The following is a 22,437-nucleotide window of genomic DNA, read 5'->3' as shown; positions in this document are numbered from 1 at the left end:
CCTCGCCCCAAAAAGGACCGCCGCCCCGCGACGATCGTCGCGAGGCGGCGGGGCCGAGCGCCGCTTCCCTGGCAAGGCGGGCGCTCGGGGCCGGGAGGCGGGGGTTAGAACCCGCTCAGGAGCAAGAGCACGTCGACGGCCAGGCCGGCCGAGACCGCGCCTCCGAGGGCGGTCCGCGCCTGGCGGTAGTAGGCGGCGACGGCGGTGCCGACGGCCTCGCCGGAGCCCGCCGCGTCGATGGAGGCGTCGAGGCTGGCGCGGGCGGCCGTGGTGGCGCCCATGGCGATCGACAGCTGGCTGGCGCTGACGCCGGACTCGGCCGACAGCTCGGCCTCGGCCGTCGTGCGGTAGCGCGCCTTCGCCGCGTCGCGCTGCGCTTGAGTGGTGGCGCCGCGTAGGGCGGCCACCATCTCGGCGCGGGCGGCGCGCAGAGCGGCTATCCGGGCGCTGGTCGCGCTGCGGGCCTCGAACTGCGCCTCGACGGCGAGCGCGGCGGCCGAGGCGGCCACGAGCTCGGCGTGCGCCTCGATGGACGCGGCGGCGGCCGTGCTCGTCGACGACGCGAAGCGGCGGGCGGCGAGGTACCGGGCGCGAGCGGCGCGGGCGCTCGTCGTGGCCGAGATCCCGACCGACACCTGCGCGCGGACGTAGCCGTCGACGAAGGCGTTGGCCGCCGCCCCGGCGCTGGCGCCCGTGGCGAGCGAGCGGCGGTACTGGCGGTGCTGCACGTCGCGCTCGTCGTCGGCCTGCTCGACCTGCTCGTCCGTCGCCGGCTCGCCGTCGCCGGTGTCCTCGGTGGCGGCGCGGCGCTCGGCCGCGACGGAGGCCTCGAGCGCGGCGGCGACTGCCGCCGCAGTGGTGCGGCGGGCGGCGATCTCGCCGGCGACGGCCGCCGTTACGAAGGCGACGGCGTCGGCGGCGCGGGCGCGGCTGCCTCGGAGCCGGGCGGCCACGTAGACGTCGGCCTCGGCGGCGGTCTCGGTCGTCATCGGGGCCGGTCGGACGGTCCCGGCGGCGAACCCGCCCGCCTCGATCAGCGAGGCGGAGGCGAACGCCCCGTCGCGAGCGGTGACGACGACGGCGTCGGCCGTCGCGTCCGTCGACAGCGAGAACTGGCCGCTGGCGGACGTGGTGGCCGAGCCAGGCAGCGCGCGCGTCTGGCCGGAGGCCGAGACGGCGGCGGCGGCGACCGTGGCGCCGTCGACCGGGCCGGCGGAGGTGGTGCGGGCGGCGGCCGCGTCGTCGGTCACCCGACCGTCGACCGTGACGGCGCCGTCGACCTCGCCGCCGGTCGTGGGGCCGCCGCTGTCGCAGGCGGCGAGGGAGACGAGGGCGGCGGCAAGCGCAAAGCGCCCGAGGCGGAGGGAAACGCGTGTCATGAGATGGGGAGGTGGGGCGTGGTGGGCCGGACCCGCCATCACTCGAGTCCGATCCACTCAACTCTCCGTGGGCAGGGAAGTTGGCCGACCTCTCGGTGCCTCGCGCCTCACCGTCGCCACATCTGATTGCGCCCCAACAGATTCCATCCGACCGTCCGTCCCAGACCCACGTCCGGGTCGGCGTCTGTCCTACAGCCCGGCCTCCGCTTCCAGGCGCGCCACGAAGAGATCGGTCATGCGCCCCATCTCGAACTCGACCGTCGGCCGGACGATCGCCCGAAAGAGCCGGGGGACCCCAATGTCGAGCACGGCGTCGACGCGCAGGGTCCCCGTGGTGCCGCCGTCGCCGTCGGGGCCGATCGTGCTCGACCCGCCGAACTGGGCGTTGCCGGTGCCCGGTACCGGCTCCCACCGCATCGTGAGCGCGTCGGGGTCGGGGTGGTAGCGGCAGGCGTACTCGACGACGACACGGGCGCCGGGCGGGCCGAGCGGCTCCATCGTCCACCAATACGCGTTGTCGCCGCCCTCGGGGTATGGCCGGACGGACTCGACGTGGGGAAACAGCGTCCCCCACCGAGGCACGTCGACGAGGAACGCCCACGCCTCCTCGACCGACACGGGCAGGGTCAGGGCGCGCTCGACGCGGGTATCGACGGTGATCACGGGGGTCGGGGGGTGGGGACCGGGGTTCGACGGCGGGCCTGGCGGGGTTCCCCGAAGCGGGGCGCCTTCTGCTCAGTCCCATCCCTCTGTTCCCGCTGTGGGGCCCGCCGCTTACCCCTCGTCCCCGTAGATCATGGTCACCACGCGGCCGCTCCGCGTGACGTGGCCCCGGTACATGCCCTCCGTGTTGAACGGCATGGCGACGGTGCCCGTCGCGTCGAGCGAGATGATGCCGCCGGTTCCGCCCGCGTTCGTCAGCGCCGTGTGGATGACGGCGTCGCCCGCCTCGACGACGCTCTCGCCGAGGTAAGCCATCCGGGCCGCCACGTCACGCGCGATACCGAGGCGGATAAAGTACTCGCCGTGGCCGGTCGCCGAGATGCCGACGGTGCGGTCGGCAAAGGTGCCCGCGCCGATGATGGGCGCGTCGCCGATGCGGCCCCAGCGCTTGTTGGTCATCCCGCCGGTCGAGGTGCCCGCCGCGAGGTCGCCGGTCGCCGAGAGCGCGACGGCGCCGACCGTCCCGGTCATCTGCCACGGCTCCGGGATGGAGAGCGCGCCCGACTCGCTCCGCTCCCGCGCCTGGACGGCCTCCAGCGATCGGCGGCGGCGCTCGGTGTGAAAAAAGGTGTTCGGCACGATCTCCAGGCCCTGCCCGATGGCGAACTCCTCGGCCCCCGCGCCCGCCAGCAGCACGTGCGGCGAGGCCTCCATCACGCGCCGCGCCAGCCGGATCGGGTGGCGGACGTGCATCGTCCCCGTGGACGCGCCCGCGAGCCCGCTGGCGCCGTCCATGATCGAGGCGTCGTGGCGGACCGTCCCGTCGGCCGCGAAGACGCCGCCCCTCCCCGCGTTAAAGTGGTCGCTGTCCTCCAAGATCGACAGCGCGGCCTCGACGGCCGTCAGCGGCGACTCGCCCGCCACGATCGCGGCATGGCCCGCGCGGAGCGACTCCTCGAGCGCGGCCCGGACCGCCACGTCGGTCTCGGGCGTCATGTCGGCCCGGCGGATGGTCCCGGCGCCGCCGTGGACAACGAGCACGACGGGGTCGCCGTCGAGCGCGGGGAGCACCTCGACCTGGGCGGACGTGGGGAGCGCCAGCAGCGTGAGGGCGGCGAGGAGGCAGAGCAGGCGGAGCATCGGTCGGGCGGCGGTGGGCCCTCAGTATAGACTGCTCGCGGGACGGTCTGAAAGGGGCGGTCCGCGCGGTCAGTCCCGGCCGCCGAGGCACGGAAGCGTGGCCCAGAACGTCGCGCCGTGTCCCGGCCCGTCGCTGGCGGCGCCGACCGTGCCGCCATAGCCGCGCACGATGGCCTGGACGATCGCCAGCCCCAGCCCGCTCCCCACCTGCGCCTGCACCTCGGGCGTGTCGGCCCGGAAAAAGCGGTCGAACAGCCGCTCGCGCGTCGCGGCGTCGAACCCCGCGCCCGTGTCGGCCACCTCGAGCCGCGCCGTCCCGCCGGCGTGCGCCAGCCGGACCGCCACGCGGCCCCCGGCCGGCGTGTACTTGACGGCGTTCGAGACCAGGTTGTCGATGACCTCGGCGAGCGGCGCCGCGTCGGCGCGGACACGGACGCCGTTGGCGACCTCGACGTCGAGCGCGAGCCCCTTGGCCTCGGCCTCGGCGCGGGCGCGCTCGGCACGGCGGGCGACGAGCTCGCCCAGGTCGAGGCGGTCGCCGGCGGGGCGGGGCAGCGACTCGGCGCGCGCGAGCTGGAGCAGGCCCTGGACCGTCCCCGTCATCTCGGCCACCTCTTCGACCACGCGGTCCAGCGTCTCGCGGTACGCGCCGGGCTCGCGCTCGCGGCGGAGCGCGACCTCGGCCTCGCTACGGACCGTCGCCAGCGGAGTGAGTAGCTCGTGGGCGGCGTTCGAGGTAAACCGCCGCTCGCGCTCGACGGACGCTTCGAGCCGCCCGAGCAGGCCGTTGAAGGTCTCGGCGAGGTCGGTGAGCTCGTCCTTCGTCTCGAAGTCCGAGGGCAGCCGCCCCCCGAGGCGTGCGCCGTCGGCGGCGAGCCGGCCCGCCGCGTCGGTCAGCACGGCGACCGGGCGCAGGGCGCGGCGCGCCAGCCACCACCCGCCGCCGAGCGCGAAGAGCACGCTCAGGGCGACACCGAGCGCCAGCATCCGCCCCAGGTCACGCAGCTCGCCGTGCCGGCTCCACTCGACGCCTGTCACCTCGACAAATCCCACGACGGCCCCGCCCGCCCGGAGCGGCTCCACGAGCGACCGCACGGGCTCGCCGCCCCACTCACGGCTGATTCGGAGCGCCGCGCTGCCGTCGGGGAGCGCCACGCCGAGCAGGGGCTGGTCCCCGACGTTCGCCGACTGGTACGCCACGTCGCCCTCGGGCGTGAGCACCCGGACGAACGTCGCGTTCGGCCCGTCGAGCCGGGTCGCCACGGCCGACGCGCCGTCGAGTGCGCTCGCGTCCACGCCGTCCGGCGCCACCCGCAGGAGCGGCGCGACGGCCTCGAGCTCGTGGTCGAGGTGGCGGTCGAAGCTCCGGTGCGCGGCCGCGTGGAAGCCGACGTAGCAGAACACGGCGAAGGCACTCAGCAGCAGCAGCAGCGTCAGCGCGTACCACAGCGCGAGCCGGGCCGAGATGGGGAGCGAGAGGAGTCGGGCCATGGCCACAAGAACGCGCCGGGGCCGGCCTACGCGCCCGACGCCAGCCGGTACCCCACGCCCCGGACGGTCTCAACGTGGGGCGGGTCGCCGGCACCCGAGGCGCGGACGGCGTCGGCGAGGCGCTGGCGGAGCCCGCTCACGGTCACGTCGAGGGCGTTGTCGGTCACGAACAGGGCGTCGCCCCAGACGCGCTCGGCCAGGACGGTCCGGGACAGGGCCGCGTCCGCGCTCCGCATCAGCACCTCCAACATGGCGTACTCCTTGGGGCGCAGGTTGAGGACCGCTTCGCCCTGCGGTCCGTCCACCGAGACGCGGCGGCGCTCGCCGTCGAGCACGAGCGGGCCGACGGCGACCACCCGCTCCTGGTCCGACAGCGGGGGCCGCCGCAGGAGCGCCCGGAGCCGGGCCACCAGCTCTTCGAAGGCGAACGGCTTCGGGAGGTAGTCGTCGGCGCCGGCGTCAAGCCCGGCCACGCGGTGCTCGACGTCCGCGAGGGCGGTCAGCATCAGGACGGGCTCCTCGCGGCCCGCCGCCCGGATCCGCTCGACCAGGGTCTTGCCGTCGCCCTTGGGCAGCCGCCAGTCGACCACGAAGGCGTCGTAGGCGTTCGCCAGCGCCAACCGCTCGCCGGCCTCGGCGTCGCCTGCGAGGTCCACGCGGTAACCCTCCTCTTCGAGCCCGCGGCGGACCGAGTCGGCCAGGCGGGCTTCGTCTTCGATGACCAGAACCCACATTTGCGGACCGTCAGGGAGGGGGGCGTGGTGGGGTACGCACGAGATGGAGGGGCGATCGGCACCTGTCCGCCTTTTCAGGTTGGCCGGCGCTCACATGACGGCCGCTGGCCCGTTGTCCTGGCGCCCTGCCTCCGCCGTCCTGGTCGCCGCCACCGTCGCCGTCGGCCGCGCGCTCGCGCCCCCCTCCCTCCGCTCGCTCTAGCCGCTCCCTCTGGCCCATGCGCCCGCTCCTCCTCACCGCCCTCCTCGCCGTCGCCTCAGGTTGCGGCTCCGACGACACGACCCCGGCGGTCGCAGACGCCCGTCCCGCGATCGCGGCCGTGGTCCCCGACTCCCTGACCGCCGACTCGTCCGACGTCGGCGAGCCGGCCGTCCTGGACGAACCCGTCGATGTCCCGGCCGATGCTCCGGCCGCCGCCCCGCCCGTCGCGCCGCTCCCCATGCCTCCGACCGCGCCCTCGCCGAGCGCCCCGGCCGTCGAGCCACCTCCCCCGCCCGCCGAGACCCCGCCCGCGATGGACGGGCACGATGGACACACGATGGAGGACGGGACGCGCATGGACGGAGACGCGCACCACGACGGGGGCCACGGCCACTGACGGCCCGGCCCTTCGTGAGCTCTTCGCCGCCCACCTTAGCGCCTTTTAAGGCGATCCGCCGCACCTCTGCGGGCGCCGGGCGTTTCCCCACCACCTCACGCCCCACCCCGATGGACCGCCGCCTTTTCCTCCGCAATGCGGGCGCCGTCGGCGCGCTCGCCGGCCTGAGCGCCCTGACCCCGGCCTGGGCACGGTCCGCCCTCGCGGGCCCCGCTCGCGTCGCCGGCCTGGCGCCGACGGTCCGTCGCCCGGGCCTGGTCGAGTACGACCTCTTCATCGACCGGACGCGGATTGCGTTCGGCGGCGAGACCGGCACGGCGGTCACCATGAACGGGACCGTCCCCGGCCCCCTCCTGCGCTTTACCGAGGGCGACGAGGCCGTCATCCGCGTCCACAACCGGCTCGACGAGAACACCTCGATCCACTGGCACGGCCTCATCCTGCCGAACGCCATGGACGGCGTGCCGCACGTCAACTTCCCCGGCATCGCGGCGCGCTCCACGTTCGAGTACCGCTTCCCGATCCGCCAGTACGGGACGTACTGGTGCCACAGCCACTCGGCGTTCCAGGAGCAGCTCGGCCACTACGCCCCGTTCGTCATCGACCCCGCCGGCCCGGAGCCGGCGCCGTTCGACCGCGAGATGGTCGTGGTGCTCTCGGACTGGACGTTCGAGAACCCGCACGACGTGCTCGCCAACCTCAAAAAGCGGGCGAACTACTACAACTACCAGCGCAACACGGTCGCCGACCTGCTCAAGGGCGACGGCATGAGGCTGGGCGACCGGCTGGACTGGGAGCGGATGCGGATGGACCCGTCCGACATCTCGGACATCACGGGCGCCACGTACACCTACCTCATGAACGGCCAGGCGCCCGACCCCGGGTGGTTCGGCCAGTTCCGGCCCGGCGAGCGCGTCCGGATCCGGTTCATCAACGCGAGCGCGGGCACGTTCTACGACGTCCGCATCCCCGGCCTCGGCTTGTCGGTCGTCCAGGTCAACGGGCAGCACGTGCAGCCGGTCGCCGTCGAGGAGTTCCGGATCGGCATCGCCGAGACGTACGACGTCATCGTCGAGCCCGGCGACCGGGCGTACACCCTCTTTGCCGAGTCGATGGACCGCTCGGGCTACGCGCGCGGCACGCTCGCCCCCCGGCCCGGCATGACGGCCCCGGTCCCCGCCGAGCGCGAGCGCCCGACGCTGACCATGATGGACATGGGCATGGACCACGGCGCGATGGGCCACGAGGGCATGAACCATGGGGCCATGGACATGTCCGGCGGCGCAGCCGTTGGTGTTGCGGTGGGCATGGACCACAGCGGCCACGGCGACGCCCCCGCCGCCCAAATGGACCACGCGGCGATGGGCCACGACATGGCGGCCCCCGGCATCGACACCTCTGGCCTGCGGGCGCCGGGCTCGCTCCCCGAGCCCACGATGCACGGGCCCGACGACCACGGCATCGCGAACGCGATGGCCCCGATGCAGACGCAATCCCGTCTCCACGAGCCCGGCGTCGGGCTGGGCGACGACGGCCGCCGCGTGCTCGTCTACACCGACCTTCGGGCGCTCCACCCCGAGCCCCGCCGCGCGCCCGACCGCGAGATCGAGCTCCACCTGACGGGCAACATGGAGCGCTACATGTGGGGCATCAACGGCAAGACCTACGCCGAGGAGCCCCTGATCCCGATGGTCTACGGCGAGCGCCTGCGACTCACCATGGTCAACGACACCATGATGAACCACCCCATGCACCTGCACGGCATGTGGATGGAGCTCGAGAACGGGCAGGGCGAGTACATCCCGCGCGTCCACACCATCGTCGTGAAGCCCGCCGAGCGGGTGTCCCTCCTCGTCGAGGTCGACGCGCTCGGCCCCTGGGCCTTCCACTGCCACGTGCTCTACCACATGGAGCTCGGCATGTTCAGGGTGGCGATGGTCCAGCGCCCGGGCGAGGTGCTGCCCGAGGCCCTCGCCGCCAGCTACGCGCCCCAGGGCTAGCCCACGCCCTCCTCTGACGTCCCCTCTGATCGCCATGCTCCGCCTTTCCCTCTTCCTCCTCGCGGCCGTCGCCAGCGGCCCGGCCGCCGCCCAGGGCCACGACGGCGACGTGCCCTTCCCCGAGTACCCCCATTTCGTGCTCGGCGCCGCCCACGGCCCGAAGAGCTACACGCTCGCCCTCCTCGACCAGTTCGAGCTCGCGCCGGGCGCCGACGGGCTGCCGGGCCGGTTCGAGGGGCTCGTCCGCACCGGCACCGACTACCGGAAGCTCTACGTCAAGGGCGAGGGTGAAGGGCTCCTCTCTGAGGGCACCGGCGAGATCGAGGCGCAGGCGCTCTACAGCCGCCTGATCACGTCGTACTTCGAGGCCCAGGCCGGCGTCCGTGTCGACACCGAGTTTGGCGACGGCGATTTCCGCGCGCGGCCGTTCCTGACGGTCGGGCTCGAAGGGCTGGCGCCCTACTTCTTCGAGGTCGAGCCCGCCTTGTTCATCTCCGACGCCGGCGACGTGTCGGCCCGGTTCGAGGGCTCATACGACCTGCTGCTCACCCAGCGGCTGGTGCTCCAGCCCCAGGCCGAGCTCAACGTCGCCGTGCAGGCCGTCGAGGACTGGGGCGTCGGCTCGGGCCTCAACGACCTCGAGGTCGGGCTCCGCCTGCGCTACGAGGTCCGCCGCGAGGTCGCGCCCTACGTCGGCGTGACGTGGCTCAACCGGTTCGGCGACGCCGCCGACTCCGCCCGCGCCGAGGGCGAGTCCACCTCCGAGGCGCTCCTGGTCTTCGGCATCCGCCTGTGGCGCTGACCCCCCACCACTCCTCCCCTCCTCTGATGAAAACGACCCGACGCCTCGTCCTCGGCGCCGCCCTCCTCGCCGCGCCCTCCGTCCTCGCCCAGCAGCACCAAGGCCACGGTCAGACCGACCATTCGCAGCAAGACCACGCGGCCATGCCCGGGATGGACCACGGCGCGATTCCGCACGACTCGCTCATGGCGCTTCATCGGGCCATGATGGCCGACCCCGAGATCCACGCGGCGATGATGGCTGACTCGGAGATGAAGGCTCTCATGTCCGGCAGGATGCCGGCGGGCGACCACGCGGGCATGGACCATGGCCAGATGGACCACTCCCAAATGCAGGGGATGGACCACGGCGCGATGGATCACGACGCCATGATGGCACAGATGCGCGAGCGGATGGGCGCCATGTCGCCCGCCGACCACGCCGCCTTTATGGCCCGGATGCAGGCCGCCCACGTCCGCATGATGGCGACCCCAGCCGTCCACCAGCGGATGATGGCGGACCCCGAGATGCACCGCATGATGCAGACCATGCCGGGGGGGATGGACCACGGCCAGATGGAGGGCAACCATGACCAGATGGATCACGGCCGGATGGGCCACGATGCGATGCCCGAGACGGATCATTCGCAGATGGACGGCATGGACCACTCGGGCATGGACCACGGCCAGACGAATCACGGCCGGGCCGGGGCGGGCGCGGATCATGCCGCGGGCGTCGCGATGCAGCGCCGCAACGCGGGCGCGCCCAACGGCGACGAGCGCCCGGCCACCCCGGCCGTCGGCCCCGCCGCCTTCGACGCCTCCGCCACCGCAGACCGGTTCCACGCCGCGCTGGCCGCAGGCGACCGCGCCGCCGTCGAGGCCTTGCTCGCGCCCGACGCCGTCGTGCTTACGGGTGCCGGCCACGCCTCCCGGACCGAGTACCTCTCGGACCACTTTCTCCGGGACGCCGCCTTCCTCGCCGGCAAGACCGCCGAGCCCGTCTTCCGCCGGACAACCGTCGCGGGCGACGCCGCCTGGGTCGCTTCCACGCAGCGGATCGGCGGCGCCGAGCGAGCCGAGCTGTTGGTGATGCGCCAGTCGCCGGCCGGCTGGCGCGTCGCGGCCGTCCACTGGTCGTCGGCCCGCGACTAGGTTGTGGGCGTGCCGGCCCGACGCCCCGTCGCTCGCGTGAGTCCCCACCGCCCGTTTACCCTCTTGCTCGGCGGCGGCGGCGCGCGAGGGTTCGCCCACGTCGGCGTGCTCCGCGCGCTGGAGGCCGAGGGGCTGCGGCCGTCGGCCATTGTCGGGGTGTCGATGGGGGCTGCCGTGGCGGCGGCGTACGTCCTGCGTGACGACTGGTACGACGCCGTGCTCGCGATCGACACGCGGGCGTTCCCGCCGCCGCCCGGCGACGGGACCGAGGCGTCCCTCTTCGACCGGCTCCGCGCGCGGCGGCTGGGCGCCGAGTTCGCGCTCCGGCTCGTGACCGGCTGGGGCGTCGGCGTGCCCGCCAACGACGCGGGCCGCCAGGCGCTCGCAACGCTGGCCGACGGTCGCGACCTCGCCGAGGCCCGGCTCCCCGTTGCCATCACGGCGACCGACTTGCGGACTGGCGCCCGCCACGTGATGCGCGAGGGCGACGCGGCCGACGCCGTCTACGCCAGTTCCGCACTCGCGGGCGTGCTCCCGCCGCTCGAACTCGGCGACCTCTTGCTGGCCGACGGCGCCTACGCCGATCCCGCGCCGGTCGACCTCGCACGCCAGATCGGCCCGCCGACCGTGCTCGCCGTCGACGTCGGCCAGAGCCGCCCGGCGCCGTCCATCGACAACGGGTTCTACGCGCTCCAGCGGGCCGCCTTCATCACCAGCCGGAGCCACGCCGCCGCCCGGTTCGCGCTCGCCGACCTCACGCTCCGGCCCGACTTCCAGCGGACGATCCACACGCTCGAGTTCGACGCCCGCCGCGAGTGCGCGGCGGCCGGGGCGTGGGCGGTCCGGACGGCCCGGCCGATGCTCGTGGACCTGCTCGGGACGCGGGTCCGGTCGACGGCGTAGGTCGGCGGCTGGCCTGGCGGTGGCGGGATGCGCCTGGAGCGCCAACCTGAAGGCCTTTTCAGGTTCGGTGTCCGACCCCGACGCCTCCGTCCGCGTTGGACGGGCAGCCCCACCTGCCTCTCCGCTCATGGACGACTCGCCCGCCGACGCCCCCGGTCTCAAGCAGGCCGAGCTCCGCGAGGCCGCCCACGAAGGCCCGCACGGCTCCCACGCCGACGGCCACGCCGGGCCCATCGAGGCGCACGACGCCGCCGACGCGCGCCACTCCGAGATGGACCACGCGGCGATGGGCCACGGCACCGCGGGCGCCGGCATGGACCATTCCGCGATGGGCCACGGCACGATGGACCACTCCCAGATGGACCACGGCGCTGGCGGCGGGCACCACGACCACCACGCGATGATGGTCGAGGACTTTAAGCGCCGCTTCTGGGTCTGCCTCGGGCTCACCGTCCCCATCTTGGCGCTGAGCCCGATGCTCCAGATGTGGGCCGGGGTCGAGTGGACGTTCCCCGGCTCGGTCTGGGTGCTCACCGCGCTGGCGTCCGTCGTGTGGGCCTACGGCGGCTGGCCGTTCCTGATCGGCGCCAAGGCCGAGTTATCAAAGGGCCGGCCGGGCATGATGACGCTCGTCGCGCTCGCGATCACAGTCGCCTTCGTGTACTCGGTCGCCGTCGTGCTCGGGCTCGAGGGCAACCTCTTTTTCTGGGAGACCGCCACGCTCGTCGACCTCATGCTGGTGGGCCACTGGGTCGAGATGCGGAGCGTGATGGGCGCCAGCCGGGCGCTCGAAGAGCTGGCGCGGCTGATGCCCGACGAGGCGCACCGCCTGGGGCCCGACGGCGCCGTCGAGGATGTGCCGACCGCCCAGCTCCGCCCCGGCGACCGGATCCTGGTCAAGGCGTCCGAAAAGGTGCCCGCCGACGGCGTGGTCGTCGAGGGCGGGAGCGCGGTCAACCAGGCCGCCCTGACGGGCGAGTCCGTGCCGGTCGAGAAAGCGATGGGCGACGAGGTGATCGCGGGGTCCGTCAACGGGACCGGCGTGCTGACCGTCGAGGTCATCAAGACCGGCGCCGACGCCTACCTCAACCAGGTCGTGACGCTGGTCCGCGAGGCGCAGGCCTCGAAGTCGCGGACGCAGGACCTCGCCAACCGCGCCGCGTTCTGGCTGACGATCGTCGCCGTGACGGTCGGCGCCGCGACGTTCCTGGCGTGGTGGCTGCTGAGCGAAGGGCCGCTCGCGTTCGCGATTGAGCGGGCCGTGACCGTGATGGTCATCGCGTGCCCCCACGCGCTCGGGCTGGCGATCCCGCTCGTCGTCGCCGTGTCGACCTCGATCTCGGCGCGGAACGGCCTCCTCGTCCGCGACCGCGCCGCCTTCGAGCGCGCCCGCGACCTCGACGTCCTGGTCTTCGACAAGACGGGGACGCTGACCGAGGGCCGATTCGGCGTCACCGACGTCCTGCCCGCCGACGGCGTCGCCGAGGACGACCTGCTGGCGACCGCCGCCGCCGTCGAGCGCGGGAGCGAGCACCCCATCGCTGCCGGCGTCGTCCGCAGCGCCGACGAGCGCAAGCTGGCGGTCCCCGCCGCGACGGACTTCCAGGCCATCACCGGCCGCGGCGTCCGGGCGACGGTCGAGGGCCGGGCCGTCGAGATCCTGAGCCCCGGCGCGCTTGCGGACGCGGGCATTGCCGTGCCGACCGCACTCGCCGCGCAGGCCGACGCGCTCGGCCGCCAGGGCACGACGGTCGTCTACGTCGTGCGCGACGGCGCACTCGCGGGTGCGCTGGGGCTGGCCGACGTGGTCCGCCCCGAGTCGAAGGAGGCCATCGACCGGCTCCACGAGCTGGGGCTGGAGGCCGTGATGCTGACCGGCGACAAGCGCGAGGTCGCCGAGCACGTCGCCCGCCAGCTCGGCATCGACCGGGTGATCGCCGAGGTCCTGCCCGACGGCAAGAGCGCCGTCATCCGCGAGCTCCAGGCCGAGGGCCACGTCGTGGCCATGACCGGCGATGGCGTCAACGACGCGCCCGCGCTCGCGACGGCCGACGTGGGGATGGCGGCCGGCGCCGGGACCGACGTGGCCGTCGAGACGGCCGACGTCGTGCTCGTCGGCTCCGACCCGCGCGCGGCGGTCCGCGTGATCGCCCTCGCCCAGGCGACGACGCGCAAGATGGTTCAGAACCTGTGGTGGGCGGCCGGCTACAACATCGTCGCGATCCCACTCGCGGCCGGCGTGCTGGCGCCGTGGGGGGTCATCTTGAGCCCCGCCGTCGGCGCCGTCCTGATGAGCCTGTCGACGGTCGTGGTGGCCGTGAACGCCCGGAGCCTGACGGTCGACGCATGAGCGGGATGGTCGCGGCACTGGGAGCCCTCGTCGTCGTCCTCGCCGTCGTCGACGTGGTGTGGACGACGCTTGCGGCCGCGGGCGCCGGGCCACTGTCGCGCGCGCTCGGCCGCGCGGTGTGGGCCGCGACGGGCCACCACCCGATCGCCGGGCCGCTCACCCTCGTCGCCACCGCCGCGCTGTGGACGGGGCTGTTCTGGCTCGGCTGGGCGCTCGTGTTCATGGCCGAGCCCGGCGCCGTCGTGTCGGCCTCGACGGACCTGCCCGCGACGGCCTGGGAGCGCGTCTACTTCGCCGGCTACACCGTCATCACGCTCGGGCTGGGCGACTTCGTCCCGTCGACGACCGGCTGGCGGCTGGCCACGACCGTCTCGGCGGCGACCGGCCTGATCTTTATCACGCTCGGCGTCACGTACTACACGTCCGTGCTGTCGGCGGTCGTCCACCGGCGGCGGCTCGCGTCGCTCGTCGGCGCGCTCGGCGAGAGCCCGGCCGCGATCGTCGCCAACGCCTGGGACGGCGCCGGCTTCAACGGGCTCGGCTCGGTCCTGACCACGCTCGCGGACCACCTCGCGCAGCTCGACCGCCAGCACCAGGCGTACCCCGTGCTCCACGCCTTCGGCGAGCGCGAGCCCGAGCGCGCGGCCCCGGTCCAGATCGCGCGGCTGGCCGAGGCGCTCTCGCTGTTCGGCGCCGTCACCGGCGACAACCGGCCGCCCCCGGCCCCGCTCCACGCCGCGGCCGGCGCGATGGGCGCCCTGCTCGACACGCTCGCGGCCTCGTTCGTCTCGCCCGCCGACAACGCCCCACCGCCGCCCGACACCGCTCCGCTCCGGTCGGCCGGAATCCCCATCGCCGGCGCCCTCGCCCTCGACGAGTCAAGGCGGCGCCTGCTGCTCGGCCTCGTCGAGGGCGCCCGCCACGACTGGGCCCACGTCACCGGTCCCACCGCATGAAAACCGTTCTCACCGTCCTGGCGACGCTCGCCGTCGTCGGCCTGCTCGGCCTCGCGTTCCCCTTTACCGGCTGGTACAACGTGGCCGCGACGAGCGGCGACAGCGCACTCGAAGAGTGGGTCCTGTCCACGACGTCGCGCCGCTCGATCCAGACGCGGGCGGCCGGCATCGCGCCCGCGGTCCCGATCGACTCGGCGGCCGTCCGCGCGGGCGCCGTCGCGTTCGCCCAGATGTGCCAGACGTGCCACGGCGGGCCGGGCGCCGAGCGCAGCGTGACCGGCCAGGGGCTCGCCCCGACCCCACCGCACCTCGACGACGCGGCGGCCGAGTGGTCCGACGGCGAGCTGTTCTGGGTCCTCGACAACGGCCTCAAGATGACCGGGATGCCCGCCTACGGGCCGACGCACTCGGACGAGGAGTTGTGGGAGATCGTGGCGTTCCTGCGTCGCCTCCCTGACGTCTCGCCCGACGCCTACGCCGCCCTCGTCGCCCCGCCCGACACGGCCGCCGCGCCGGTGCTCGCCGACGACGGCCACGACCACGTGCACTGACCGCCAGCGTACCCCGTGCCTGCCGCACACTCGGCGGGCCGTCTCTCCCCTCACCCACCCCACTCCGATGAACGACGCGATGACCGACAAGAAGCCCATGAAGGACATGAAGGGCTCCTACCCCCGCTTTCTCACCATGATCGTCACCTCGACGATCGTGATGCTCATCCTCATGTACACGACGGTCTACTCTGTCGACCACCTGTGGTGGAGCGCCACCAAGTCGTACATGGCCCTCTACATGGGCGCCGCGATGGCGCTCGTGATGCTGGCGTTCATGTTGAACATGTACACCGACAAGACGAAAAACCTCGCCATCGTCGGCGGGTCCGTCCTGCTCTTCGCCGTCGGGTTCTGGCTGATGCGGAGCCAGACGACGGTCGACGATGTGGACTGGATGGAGGCGATGATCCCGCACCACTCGCTGGCGATCTTGACGTCGGAACGCGCCCAGATCTCCGACCCGCGCGTCCGCGAGCTGGCCGACGAGATCATCGAGGCCCAGCGCCGCGAAATTGCCGAGATGGAGGCGCTGATCGCCGACCTCGAAGACCAGTAGCGCGCCGAACCCGTTCGACGGGGGGGCGTCCCACACTCAGACCCCCGCCTTTCCGATGACCCTCCGACTCACCGCCCTCGCCCTCGTCGCCGGCCTCTCCGGCTGCATGTGGGAGGGCCGCCCCGACGGCGCCGAGGCCGTCCACTCCGCCTCCGACGGCTACTACGGCGAGTACGGCCCGCAAGCGACACCGCTCGGCGGCGACCTCGTCGAAGCCGAAGTGATCGAGCCGCTCGACGGCAGCGCAGGCACCGTCGGCGACGGCGTCGCCGCGCCGATCCCGACGCCGCAGCCCGTCCCCACCACCGGCCCCTCCGACACGACCACCGAGGTCGAGGAGGCGCTGACCCCCGGTACCGAACGATGACCAAGCTCCTCCCCCTCCTCGCCCTCTTCGCGCTTGCGGCCTGCCAGATGGAGGCCAGCGCGCCCGAGACGGCCGCGCTCCATCTCAACGCCGCCGCCGACGACGCGGCCGTCACGATGCCCGTCGCCCTCGTCGGCGACGACGCGCCGACCATGACCGTCTACAAGAGCCCCACGTGTGGGTGCTGCTCGATGTGGGTCGAGCACATGGAGGCCGCCGGGTTCACGGTCGTGACCGAGGACCGCACCGACATGACGGCCGTCAAGGACAGCCTGGGCCTGCCGTCCGACCTGGCGTCGTGCCACACCGGCGTGGTCGACGGGTACGTGATCGAGGGGCACGTCCCCGCCGAGCACGTCGCGCGGCTGCTCGAAGAGCGCCCCGAGGCCAAGGGCCTGGCCGTGCCCGGGATGCCAGTCGGGTCGCCGGGCATGGAGATGGGCGACCGCAAGGACGCCTACAATGTGCTGATCGTGGGCGAGACCGGCGAGGCCGCCGTGTTCGCGGCCGTCCCCGGCAACTCGGCGCCGTAGCGCCAGCGACGACTGACAACGGAACGCACGGCCCGCGACCGATCAATCGGCGCGGGCCGTGGTGTGTCAGCCGGGCGTGCCGTAGGCTTGCGACATGACTCAGTGCCTCCGCCCCGCCCTCGTGGCGCTCGCCCTGCTTGCGGGCTGCGCCGACGCCCCCGAATCCGACGCGCCGGCGTCCATCGCCAGCACGGTGCTGGGCGCCGTCACGGTGCCCGCCGACTCCGGGGCCATGGCCCCCCGGCTCGTCCTCGACGCCGACGGCACGCCCGTCTTGTCGTGGGTCCAGCCCGACGGCGACGGGCACGCCCTCCGTGCGTCCCGGTGGACCGGCGACGGCTGGGGCCCGGCCGAGACCGCCGACGCGGGCGCCGACTGGTTCGTGAACTGGGCCGACACGCCGGGCGTGGTCCCGACCGCCGACGGGCTCGTCGCGCACACGCTCGTCCGCCACCCCCAAGGCGACTCGCCTTACGCCTACGACGCCGCGGTGATGGCCGGTGGCCGCCGCCAGCTGTTGCACGACGACGGTCGCGCCGCCGAGCACGGCTTCGTCTCGACTGCCGCGCTCGCCGACGGCCGGACCGCCTTCGTCTGGCTCGACGGCCGCGAGCAGACGGGCCACCACGGCGGCGGCGCGATGACGCTGCGCACGGCGACGGTCGCGAACGACGGCACGCTGTCCGACGAAGCCCTCTTGGACGCCCGCACCTGCGACTGCTGCCCGACGGCGACCGTCGCCACCGAATCGGGGCTCGTCGTCGCGTATCGCGACCGGACCGAGGCGGAGGTCCGCGACGTCGCCGTCGTCCGGCTCGTCGACGGCGCGTGGACGGAGCCCGTCGTTCCGCACGCCGACGGGTGGACGATCGACGCGTGCCCGGTCAACGGACCGGCGCTGGCGGCCGATGGCGACCGGGTGGCGATGGCGTGGTACACGGGCGCCGAGCCGAGCCGGGTGCAGTCGGCCCTCTCGACCGACGGCGGGGCGACGTGGACCGACGCGGTCCGCATCGACGGCGGGATGCCGATCGGCCGCGTCGGCGTGGCGTTCCTGCCGAACGGCGGCGCGGTTGTGAGCTGGCTGGAGATGGTCGGCGAGGCCGCCGAGCTCCGGCTCCGCAGGCTCGCCGCGGATGGCGTGGCGGGCGACACGCAGACCGTCGCGACGATGGAGGCGGGGCGCGCGAGCGGCGTCCCCCGCGTCGTCGCCCTCGGCGACCGGGTGCTGCTGGCATGGACCGACGCGGGCGCCGGGACCGTCCGCACGGCCGTCGTCCAGCCGTGATCGCGAGCGTCTCCGGTCTCGGCTGGCTGGCGCTGGGCGCCGTGCTGGCGGGGGGGTACCTCGCGGTCGGATTCCGATTTACCGGCCGGCGGGCGCGGGCGTGGTGGGCGACCGGCCTCTTGGTCGCCGCGCTCCTGCACGTCGGGTTCGCGATCGGGGACGGGGCGGGCGCCGTCCTCCTCCAACTCGTCGGCGTGGCTGGTGCGGGCGTCTTCGCGCGGCTCGGGCTGTCGGGGCGGCCCGGGTGGCTGGCGGCGGGGTGGTTGCTGCACCCGGTGTGGGACCTCGCGCTCGGCGGCACGTCGCCGGCGTGGTATGTGTGGACGTGCCTGAGCTTCGACCTCGTCGTCGGCGCCGCGCTCTACGTCCGCGCCGTCCGGCGCTAGCGGGGGCCACCCGGGCACGTCATCGGGACTCGCCCCATCGTGCACGTTGCTCTTGAACTTGGAGGCGGGTCCAGGGTGTACGATCAGGGCCCCTCCCACCCCCATCTCTCCCGATGACCCTCCAGATCCTCGACGCCCACCCCTCCCCGGTCTCGACCCTCGACGCCCTGAAAAAGGCCATCGAGTCGGCCCTCGACTGCGTCCAGTGTTGCACGTCGTGCGCCGACGCCTGCATCGCCGAGAGCGGCGACATGGACCTCTCCAAGTGCATCCGCACCGACCTCGACTGCGCCGACATCTGCGCCGCGACGGCGCGCGTGCTCGCCCGCCAGACCAAGCCCTCGGCCGCGGTCGTACGCGCCCAGGTCGAGGCGTGCAAGGCGGCCTGCCAGGCGTGCGCCGCGTCGTGCGAGGAGCACGCCGAGATGCACGAGCACTGCCGGATCTGCGCCGAGTGCTGCCGCACCTGCGCCGACGCCTGCGACGCCCTGCTGGCGGCGATGTAGTCCGGGCCGGACAGGTCGTGCGGCCCCTGTCCCGACGCCGGGGCGGGGGCCGCGCGTCGTTTGGCGACGCTCGCGGGAACGGCGCCCCCCGGGCCCGGCGTTTCCCCGGCCCTCCCCTCTCCCTCCGATGGCCGACTACACCTTTACCCGCACGCTCGACGCCGACCTCGCCGACGCCGAGGCCCGCACGCGCGCGGCGCTCGCCGACGAGGGCTTCGGCGTGCTCACCGAGATCGACATCCAGGCCACGCTCAAGACCAAGCTCGACGTCGACGTGCCGGGCTACCGCATCCTGGGCGCCTGCAACCCGCCGCTGGCGCACCAGGCCATGCAGGCCGAGCCGCGCATCGGCGCGATGCTGCCTTGCAACGTGATCCTGCGCGACCTGGGCGACGGCACGACCGAGGTGGCCGCCATCGACCCGATCGCTAGCATGGCCGCCGTCGAGAACCCCGAGCTGGGCGGCGTGGCCGCGGAGGTCCGCGACCGGCTCCAGCGCGTCGTGGCGGCGCTGTGAGGATCGGGGCCTTTGCGGACGCGGCTGGCGTGCCGGTCGACACGGTCCGCTACTACGAGAAGCGCGGACTACTCGCGCCGCCGCCGCGCACGCCCGGGGGCTTCCGCGAGTACGGGCCCGACGCGCTCCGCCGCTTGCGAGCGCTGCGCCGCGCCCAGGCGCTGGGGTTCACGCTCGACGAGGCCTCGGGCCTGCTCGCGCTGTCGTCGGACGCGCACGCCGATGCGGGCGCCGTCCGCCAGCGGGCAATCGACAAGGTGGCCGAGATCGACGCGCGCATCGCCGAGATGACGAAGACGCGCGACGCACTCGCGGCGCTCGCCGACGCCTGCGGCGGCGCGGCGACGACGCGCGCCGAGTGTCCTGTGCTGGCGGCGCTCGCGGACGACACCGCACCAGCCGATTGACGGAGCGGTCGCGGCCGTAGGCGTATCGCGGCCCTTCCTTGAGCCACCGGACCCAGGGTTTCGGAGCCCAGGCTCCGAGGGCGCTGAGCCTTCACGGAACTCTGGAGCGGGGTCCAGGGCGTACACCCTCAAAACCGTCGCATCTATGCCTGAGACCACCGCTCCCGCCCGCACCGTCACGCTCCGCGTCGAGGGGATGGAGTGCGCCTCGTGCTCGGCGCGCGTCGAGCGCGTCCTGTCGCGGATGGAGGGCGTCGAGTCGGTCGGCGTGAACCTGGCGACCGAGCGGGCGACCGTCTCGGCCCGGCCCGGGCTGAGCGACGACGCGATCGCCGAAGCGATCCGCAAGGCCGGCTTCGAGGCGGGCGCCGACACCGACCGCACCGACCGCGAGGCCGACAAGGACGCCGAGCGCGCCTTGCAGCGCCGCCGCGCGCTGTGGGCCGCCGCCCTCACGCTCCCGATCTGGATCTTGGAGATGGGCCCGATGCTCGTCCCCGGCGCCGGCGGCTGGCTCGGCCGGACGGTCGGCGAGACGGCGCTGCGCTGGACGCTGCTGGCGCTCGGCACGGCCGTCCAGTTTGGGCCCGGGCTCCACTTTTTCCGGGCCGGCTGGGCCGCGCTCCGCGCGGGCGCCCCGTCGATGGACACGCTCGTCTTGCTCGGCACATCCGCCGCGTATGGGTACTCGGTCGTGGCGACGCTCGCGCCCGGTGTGCTGCCGGCCGGCGCCGACCACGTCTACTTCGAAGCGGCCGCGACCATCATCACCCTGATCCTCGCGGGCCGGTGGATGGAGGCGCTCGCGAAGGGCCGGGCCGGCGCCGCCATCCGCGCGCTTCTCGACCTGCAGCCCGCGACGGCGATCGTCGTGCGCGACGGCCGCGAGCAGGAGGTCCCGCTGGCGGCCGTCTCCGTCGGCGACCGCGTGCTCGTCCGCCCCGGCGCGCGCATCCCGGTCGACGGCGTCGTGGTCGCGGGCCGCTCGTTCGTCGACGAGTCGGCGATGACGGGCGAGCCCGTCCCGGTCGAGAAGGAGGAAGAGGCGTCGGTCGCGGCGGGGACCGTCAACGGGACGGGTGCGCTGACGGTCGAGGCCGGCGCCGTCGGGGGCGCGACGGCGCTCGCGCGGATCGTCCGGATGGTCGAGGACGCGCAGGGCTCGAAGCCGCCGATCCAGGCGCTCGCCGACCGCGTGGTCGCCGTGTTCGTGCCGGTCGTGCTGGCGACTGCCGCCGTCACGTTCGCGGTCTGGATGCTGGTGGGTCCCGAGCCCCGGCTGACGTACGCGCTCGTCGCGGCCGTCTCCGTCTTGATCATCGCGTGTCCCTGCGCGATGGGCATCGCCACGCCGATCTCCGTGCTCGTCGGGACCGGTCGGGCGGCGCAGAAGGGCGCGTTCGTGCGCGAGGGCGCCGGGCTCCAGGCGCTCGCCGAGGCCGACCTCGTCGTGTTCGACAAGACCGGCACGCTGACGCTGGGCCGCCCGGCGGTCACCGACGTGGTCGGGCTGGGCGGGGCGAACGGGGCTGAGGCGCTGCGGCTGGCGGCGGGCGTCGAGCGCCAGAGCGAGCACCCGATCGCCCGTGCCCTGCTCGCGCACGTGGCCGACGCGCCGGAGGCGTCGGAGGTCGAGGCCGTGCCCGGCTTCGGCGTCACGGGCACCGTCGAGGGCCGGGCGGTCGCCGTCGGCGCCCCGCGCCTGCTGGACCGGCTCGGGATCGCGCTCTCGGATGCCGACCGCCAGCGGGCCGACGACCTCGCCTCGGAGGGGAAGACGCCTCTCATCGTCGCCGTCGACGGCGTGGCGGCGGCACTCGTGGCCGTCTCTGACCCCATCAAGCCCGGCGCCCGGGCCGCCCTCGACGCCCTGCGCGCGCAGGGCCTGGAGCTGGCGCTGATCTCGGGCGACGCCGAGGCCACGGCGCGAGCGGTCGCCAAGACGCTGGGCATCGAGACGGTCCGCGCCGAGGTGCTGCCCGACGAGAAGGCCGCCGCCGTCGCCGCGTTCCAGGCCGGGGGCCGGACCGTCGCGTTCGTCGGCGACGGCATCAACGACGCGCCCGCGCTCGCGGTCGCGGATGCCGGGCTGGCGATGGGGACGGGCACCGACGTGGCCATTGAGGCCGGCGACGTGGTCCTCGCGGGCGGCGACATCGAGGCGGTCGGCCGGGCGGTCGGCGTGGCGCGCGCGACCCTTCGCAACATCCGCCAGAACCTGTTCTGGGCCTTCGCCTACAACGTGGTCCTGATCCCGGTCGCCGCCGGCGTGCTCTTCCCCGCCTTCGGCATCCTGCTTTCCCCCATGCTTGCCGCGCTCGCGATGGTCTTCTCGGACCTGTTCGTGATCGGCAACGCCCTGCGCCTCCGCGCAGCGTGATTCACGGGGCCCCTCGCCCCTTCCCTCCTCTCTCTTCCCCTCCGCCCATGTTCAACCTCGCCCCCGACCGCCACACCGAAACGCTCGAGATCGACGGGATGACGTGCCAGCACTGCGTCGGCGCCGTCCGCGACGCGCTGGCGGGTGTGCAGAACGCCATCGTCGAGTCCGTCGAGATCGGCTCCGCGCGCGTCGACGCCGGGCCCGAGGCCACGCGCGAGATCCTGATCGAGGCCGTCGAAGCGGCCGGGTTCGACGTCGTCGGCGGCGCCAGCGCCCCGGCCCCGCAGTAGGGCGCGCCGGGGCGCTAGCTTGGCGCCGTTCCCCTGAAGATGATGGCCGACGATTCCGCCTCCCGCCCGGACCTCCCCAAGGGCGTCCTCGACCTCTCGACCGGCCCCGCGGCCCCGCCGCCGCCCGCCCCGACGCCGCGCCCCCCGGCCGTGCCCGACCCCGCCGTCCGCGTGGGCCAGGCGCTCGACCTGTCGACCGGCCGCCCGCCGAGCGGGCCGCCGCGCAAGCCGTCGATCGGCTCGCTCGGGGCGGGCCCCGTGATCCGCGAGACGGTCGACTTTTCGTCGCCGATGCCCCCGGCGGCCGCCCCGCCCGAGCGCGAGCCACGGTCGGAGCCCCGTTCCGGGAGCGGGCCCCGTCGGCGCGACGACCGGAACGACCGCGGCAACCGGGGCGACTCGGGCCGCCGTGACCAGGGCAAGGCGCCCGCCTCTTCGGGCTCGTCACTGGCGGACCTGCTCGACCCCGACATGCTCGCGAAGCTGCGCGGCGGCTGAGC

The 22,437-nt window shown here is 74.1% G+C and carries 24 protein-coding genes; 19 read left to right on the top strand and 5 right to left on the bottom strand.

Annotation, left to right across the window (positions count from 1 at the left end):
- Positions 1 to 104: 104 nt before the first annotated feature.
- From ACLIRP_RS01800 to ACLIRP_RS01780, 5 genes are all read right to left on the bottom strand, one after another.
- Entirely contained in the window at positions 105 to 1,379 is a 1,275-nt protein-coding gene (locus tag ACLIRP_RS01800) for a hypothetical protein (protein ID WP_412062243.1), read from the bottom strand.
- 189 nt (positions 1,380 to 1,568) lie between these two features.
- Positions 1,569 to 2,042: an SRPBCC family protein gene (locus ACLIRP_RS01795; protein WP_412062242.1), complete on the bottom strand. Its 474-nt coding sequence runs from the start codon at positions 2,040 to 2,042 to the stop codon at positions 1,569 to 1,571.
- 111 nt (positions 2,043 to 2,153) lie between these two features.
- Positions 2,154 to 3,182: an isoaspartyl peptidase/L-asparaginase family protein gene (locus ACLIRP_RS01790; RefSeq protein ID WP_412062241.1), complete on the bottom strand. Its 1,029-nt coding sequence runs from the start codon at positions 3,180 to 3,182 to the stop codon at positions 2,154 to 2,156.
- Between the two features lie 69 nt (positions 3,183 to 3,251).
- A complete protein-coding gene (locus ACLIRP_RS01785) occupies positions 3,252 to 4,673 on the bottom strand; it encodes a sensor histidine kinase (RefSeq protein WP_412062240.1) in 1,422 nt (473 codons plus the stop codon).
- Positions 4,674 to 4,699: 26 nt separating this feature from the next.
- Positions 4,700 to 5,407, bottom strand: coding sequence for a response regulator transcription factor (locus ACLIRP_RS01780; RefSeq protein WP_412062239.1), 708 nt, complete (start codon positions 5,405 to 5,407; stop codon positions 4,700 to 4,702).
- 218 nt (positions 5,408 to 5,625) lie between these two features.
- Between ACLIRP_RS01780 and ACLIRP_RS01775 the strand changes: the two genes are divergently transcribed.
- From ACLIRP_RS01775 to ACLIRP_RS01685, 19 genes are all read left to right on the top strand, one after another.
- Positions 5,626 to 6,006 (top strand): hypothetical protein, encoded by a 381-nt coding sequence (locus ACLIRP_RS01775; protein WP_412062238.1) that lies wholly within the window; start codon positions 5,626 to 5,628, stop codon positions 6,004 to 6,006.
- Positions 6,007 to 6,116: 110 nt separating this feature from the next.
- Entirely contained in the window at positions 6,117 to 8,006 is a 1,890-nt protein-coding gene (locus ACLIRP_RS01770) for a copper resistance system multicopper oxidase (RefSeq protein ID WP_412062237.1), read from the top strand.
- A gap of 34 nt (positions 8,007 to 8,040) precedes the next feature.
- Positions 8,041 to 8,808, top strand: a complete 768-nt coding sequence (locus tag ACLIRP_RS01765; protein ID WP_412062236.1) for a copper resistance protein B — start codon at positions 8,041 to 8,043, stop codon at positions 8,806 to 8,808.
- A 26-nt stretch (positions 8,809 to 8,834) separates the two neighbouring features.
- The gene (locus ACLIRP_RS01760; RefSeq protein ID WP_412062235.1) at positions 8,835 to 9,941 is read left to right on the top strand and encodes a DUF4440 domain-containing protein; all 1,107 of its coding nucleotides are present in this window, start codon (positions 8,835 to 8,837) and stop codon (positions 9,939 to 9,941) included.
- A 36-nt stretch (positions 9,942 to 9,977) separates the two neighbouring features.
- Entirely contained in the window at positions 9,978 to 10,844 is an 867-nt protein-coding gene (locus ACLIRP_RS01755) for a patatin-like phospholipase family protein (RefSeq protein ID WP_412062234.1), read from the top strand.
- 127 nt (positions 10,845 to 10,971) lie between these two features.
- The gene (locus tag ACLIRP_RS01750) at positions 10,972 to 13,194 is read left to right on the top strand and encodes a copper-translocating P-type ATPase (protein WP_412062233.1); all 2,223 of its coding nucleotides are present in this window, start codon (positions 10,972 to 10,974) and stop codon (positions 13,192 to 13,194) included.
- On the top strand, positions 13,191 to 14,150 hold the full coding sequence (locus ACLIRP_RS01745; RefSeq protein ID WP_412062232.1) for a potassium channel family protein: 960 nt from the start codon (positions 13,191 to 13,193) through the stop codon (positions 14,148 to 14,150). Before ACLIRP_RS01750 ends, ACLIRP_RS01745 begins: the two co-directional genes overlap by 4 nt.
- Entirely contained in the window at positions 14,147 to 14,701 is a 555-nt protein-coding gene (locus ACLIRP_RS01740; RefSeq protein ID WP_412062231.1) for a c-type cytochrome, read from the top strand. The genes ACLIRP_RS01745 and ACLIRP_RS01740 overlap by 4 nt, the downstream gene beginning before the upstream one ends.
- A 106-nt stretch (positions 14,702 to 14,807) precedes the next feature.
- Positions 14,808 to 15,260: a DUF305 domain-containing protein gene (locus ACLIRP_RS01735; RefSeq protein WP_412063679.1), complete on the top strand. Its 453-nt coding sequence runs from the start codon at positions 14,808 to 14,810 to the stop codon at positions 15,258 to 15,260.
- A 55-nt stretch (positions 15,261 to 15,315) separates the two neighbouring features.
- Positions 15,316 to 15,627 carry a hypothetical protein gene (locus ACLIRP_RS01730; RefSeq protein WP_412062230.1) on the top strand — a complete coding sequence of 104 codons (312 nt, stop codon included), beginning with the start codon at positions 15,316 to 15,318 and terminating at the stop codon, positions 15,625 to 15,627.
- 116 nt (positions 15,628 to 15,743) lie between these two features.
- Positions 15,744 to 16,160, top strand: a complete 417-nt coding sequence (locus ACLIRP_RS01725) for a DUF411 domain-containing protein (RefSeq protein ID WP_412063678.1) — start codon at positions 15,744 to 15,746, stop codon at positions 16,158 to 16,160.
- Between the two features lie 94 nt (positions 16,161 to 16,254).
- Positions 16,255 to 17,448 carry a hypothetical protein gene (locus ACLIRP_RS01720; protein ID WP_412062229.1) on the top strand — a complete coding sequence of 398 codons (1,194 nt, stop codon included), beginning with the start codon at positions 16,255 to 16,257 and terminating at the stop codon, positions 17,446 to 17,448.
- Positions 17,445 to 17,834: a hypothetical protein gene (locus ACLIRP_RS01715; protein ID WP_412062228.1), complete on the top strand. Its 390-nt coding sequence runs from the start codon at positions 17,445 to 17,447 to the stop codon at positions 17,832 to 17,834. Before ACLIRP_RS01720 ends, ACLIRP_RS01715 begins: the two co-directional genes overlap by 4 nt.
- Before the next feature lie 113 nt (positions 17,835 to 17,947).
- Positions 17,948 to 18,340, top strand: coding sequence for a four-helix bundle copper-binding protein (locus ACLIRP_RS01710; RefSeq protein ID WP_412062227.1), 393 nt, complete (start codon positions 17,948 to 17,950; stop codon positions 18,338 to 18,340).
- Positions 18,341 to 18,467: 127 nt separating this feature from the next.
- On the top strand, positions 18,468 to 18,857 hold the full coding sequence (locus ACLIRP_RS01705) for a DUF302 domain-containing protein (RefSeq protein WP_412062226.1): 390 nt from the start codon (positions 18,468 to 18,470) through the stop codon (positions 18,855 to 18,857).
- On the top strand, positions 18,854 to 19,264 hold the full coding sequence (locus ACLIRP_RS01700; protein ID WP_412062225.1) for a MerR family transcriptional regulator: 411 nt from the start codon (positions 18,854 to 18,856) through the stop codon (positions 19,262 to 19,264). Before ACLIRP_RS01705 ends, ACLIRP_RS01700 begins: the two co-directional genes overlap by 4 nt.
- 145 nt (positions 19,265 to 19,409) lie before the next feature.
- Positions 19,410 to 21,644 (top strand): heavy metal translocating P-type ATPase, encoded by a 2,235-nt coding sequence (locus ACLIRP_RS01695; RefSeq protein WP_412062224.1) that lies wholly within the window; start codon positions 19,410 to 19,412, stop codon positions 21,642 to 21,644.
- A 47-nt stretch (positions 21,645 to 21,691) separates the two neighbouring features.
- Positions 21,692 to 21,937: a heavy-metal-associated domain-containing protein gene (locus tag ACLIRP_RS01690; protein WP_412062223.1), complete on the top strand. Its 246-nt coding sequence runs from the start codon at positions 21,692 to 21,694 to the stop codon at positions 21,935 to 21,937.
- Between the two features lie 42 nt (positions 21,938 to 21,979).
- The gene (locus tag ACLIRP_RS01685) at positions 21,980 to 22,435 is read left to right on the top strand and encodes a hypothetical protein (protein ID WP_412062222.1); all 456 of its coding nucleotides are present in this window, start codon (positions 21,980 to 21,982) and stop codon (positions 22,433 to 22,435) included.
- The last annotated feature ends 2 nt before the right edge of the window (positions 22,436 to 22,437 follow it).

Source organism: Rubrivirga halophila (assembly GCF_046845755.1).
Classification (GTDB): domain Bacteria; phylum Bacteroidota; class Rhodothermia; order Rhodothermales; family Rubricoccaceae; genus Rubrivirga.
The sequence above is the reverse complement of the archived record's forward strand: the minus strand, read 5'-3'. Positions and strand labels throughout refer to the sequence as shown.

Excerpts from the sequence above, each read along its gene's own strand:
- ACLIRP_RS01800 (WP_412062243.1), bottom strand. The coding sequence starts at position 1,379 with ATGACACGCGTTTCCCTCCGCCTCGGGCGCTTTGCGCTTGCCGCCGCC.
- ACLIRP_RS01790 (WP_412062241.1), bottom strand. The coding sequence starts at position 3,182 with ATGCTCCGCCTGCTCTGCCTCCTCGCCGCCCTCACGCTGCTGGCGCTC.
- ACLIRP_RS01785 (WP_412062240.1), bottom strand. The coding sequence starts at position 4,673 with ATGGCCCGACTCCTCTCGCTCCCCATCTCGGCCCGGCTCGCGCTGTGG.
- ACLIRP_RS01780 (WP_412062239.1), bottom strand. The coding sequence starts at position 5,407 with ATGTGGGTTCTGGTCATCGAAGACGAAGCCCGCCTGGCCGACTCGGTC.
- ACLIRP_RS01775 (WP_412062238.1), top strand. The coding sequence starts at position 5,626 with ATGCGCCCGCTCCTCCTCACCGCCCTCCTCGCCGTCGCCTCAGGTTGC.
- ACLIRP_RS01770 (WP_412062237.1), top strand. The coding sequence starts at position 6,117 with ATGGACCGCCGCCTTTTCCTCCGCAATGCGGGCGCCGTCGGCGCGCTC.
- ACLIRP_RS01765 (WP_412062236.1), top strand. The coding sequence starts at position 8,041 with ATGCTCCGCCTTTCCCTCTTCCTCCTCGCGGCCGTCGCCAGCGGCCCG.
- ACLIRP_RS01760 (WP_412062235.1), top strand. The coding sequence starts at position 8,835 with ATGAAAACGACCCGACGCCTCGTCCTCGGCGCCGCCCTCCTCGCCGCG.
- ACLIRP_RS01750 (WP_412062233.1), top strand. The coding sequence starts at position 10,972 with ATGGACGACTCGCCCGCCGACGCCCCCGGTCTCAAGCAGGCCGAGCTC.
- ACLIRP_RS01745 (WP_412062232.1), top strand. The coding sequence starts at position 13,191 with ATGAGCGGGATGGTCGCGGCACTGGGAGCCCTCGTCGTCGTCCTCGCC.
- ACLIRP_RS01740 (WP_412062231.1), top strand. The coding sequence starts at position 14,147 with ATGAAAACCGTTCTCACCGTCCTGGCGACGCTCGCCGTCGTCGGCCTG.
- ACLIRP_RS01735 (WP_412063679.1), top strand. The coding sequence starts at position 14,808 with ATGAAGGGCTCCTACCCCCGCTTTCTCACCATGATCGTCACCTCGACG.
- ACLIRP_RS01730 (WP_412062230.1), top strand. The coding sequence starts at position 15,316 with ATGACCCTCCGACTCACCGCCCTCGCCCTCGTCGCCGGCCTCTCCGGC.
- ACLIRP_RS01725 (WP_412063678.1), top strand. The coding sequence starts at position 15,744 with ATGCCCGTCGCCCTCGTCGGCGACGACGCGCCGACCATGACCGTCTAC.
- ACLIRP_RS01720 (WP_412062229.1), top strand. The coding sequence starts at position 16,255 with ATGACTCAGTGCCTCCGCCCCGCCCTCGTGGCGCTCGCCCTGCTTGCG.
- ACLIRP_RS01710 (WP_412062227.1), top strand. The coding sequence starts at position 17,948 with ATGACCCTCCAGATCCTCGACGCCCACCCCTCCCCGGTCTCGACCCTC.
- ACLIRP_RS01705 (WP_412062226.1), top strand. The coding sequence starts at position 18,468 with ATGGCCGACTACACCTTTACCCGCACGCTCGACGCCGACCTCGCCGAC.
- ACLIRP_RS01695 (WP_412062224.1), top strand. The coding sequence starts at position 19,410 with ATGCCTGAGACCACCGCTCCCGCCCGCACCGTCACGCTCCGCGTCGAG.
- ACLIRP_RS01690 (WP_412062223.1), top strand. The coding sequence starts at position 21,692 with ATGTTCAACCTCGCCCCCGACCGCCACACCGAAACGCTCGAGATCGAC.
- ACLIRP_RS01685 (WP_412062222.1), top strand. The coding sequence starts at position 21,980 with ATGGCCGACGATTCCGCCTCCCGCCCGGACCTCCCCAAGGGCGTCCTC.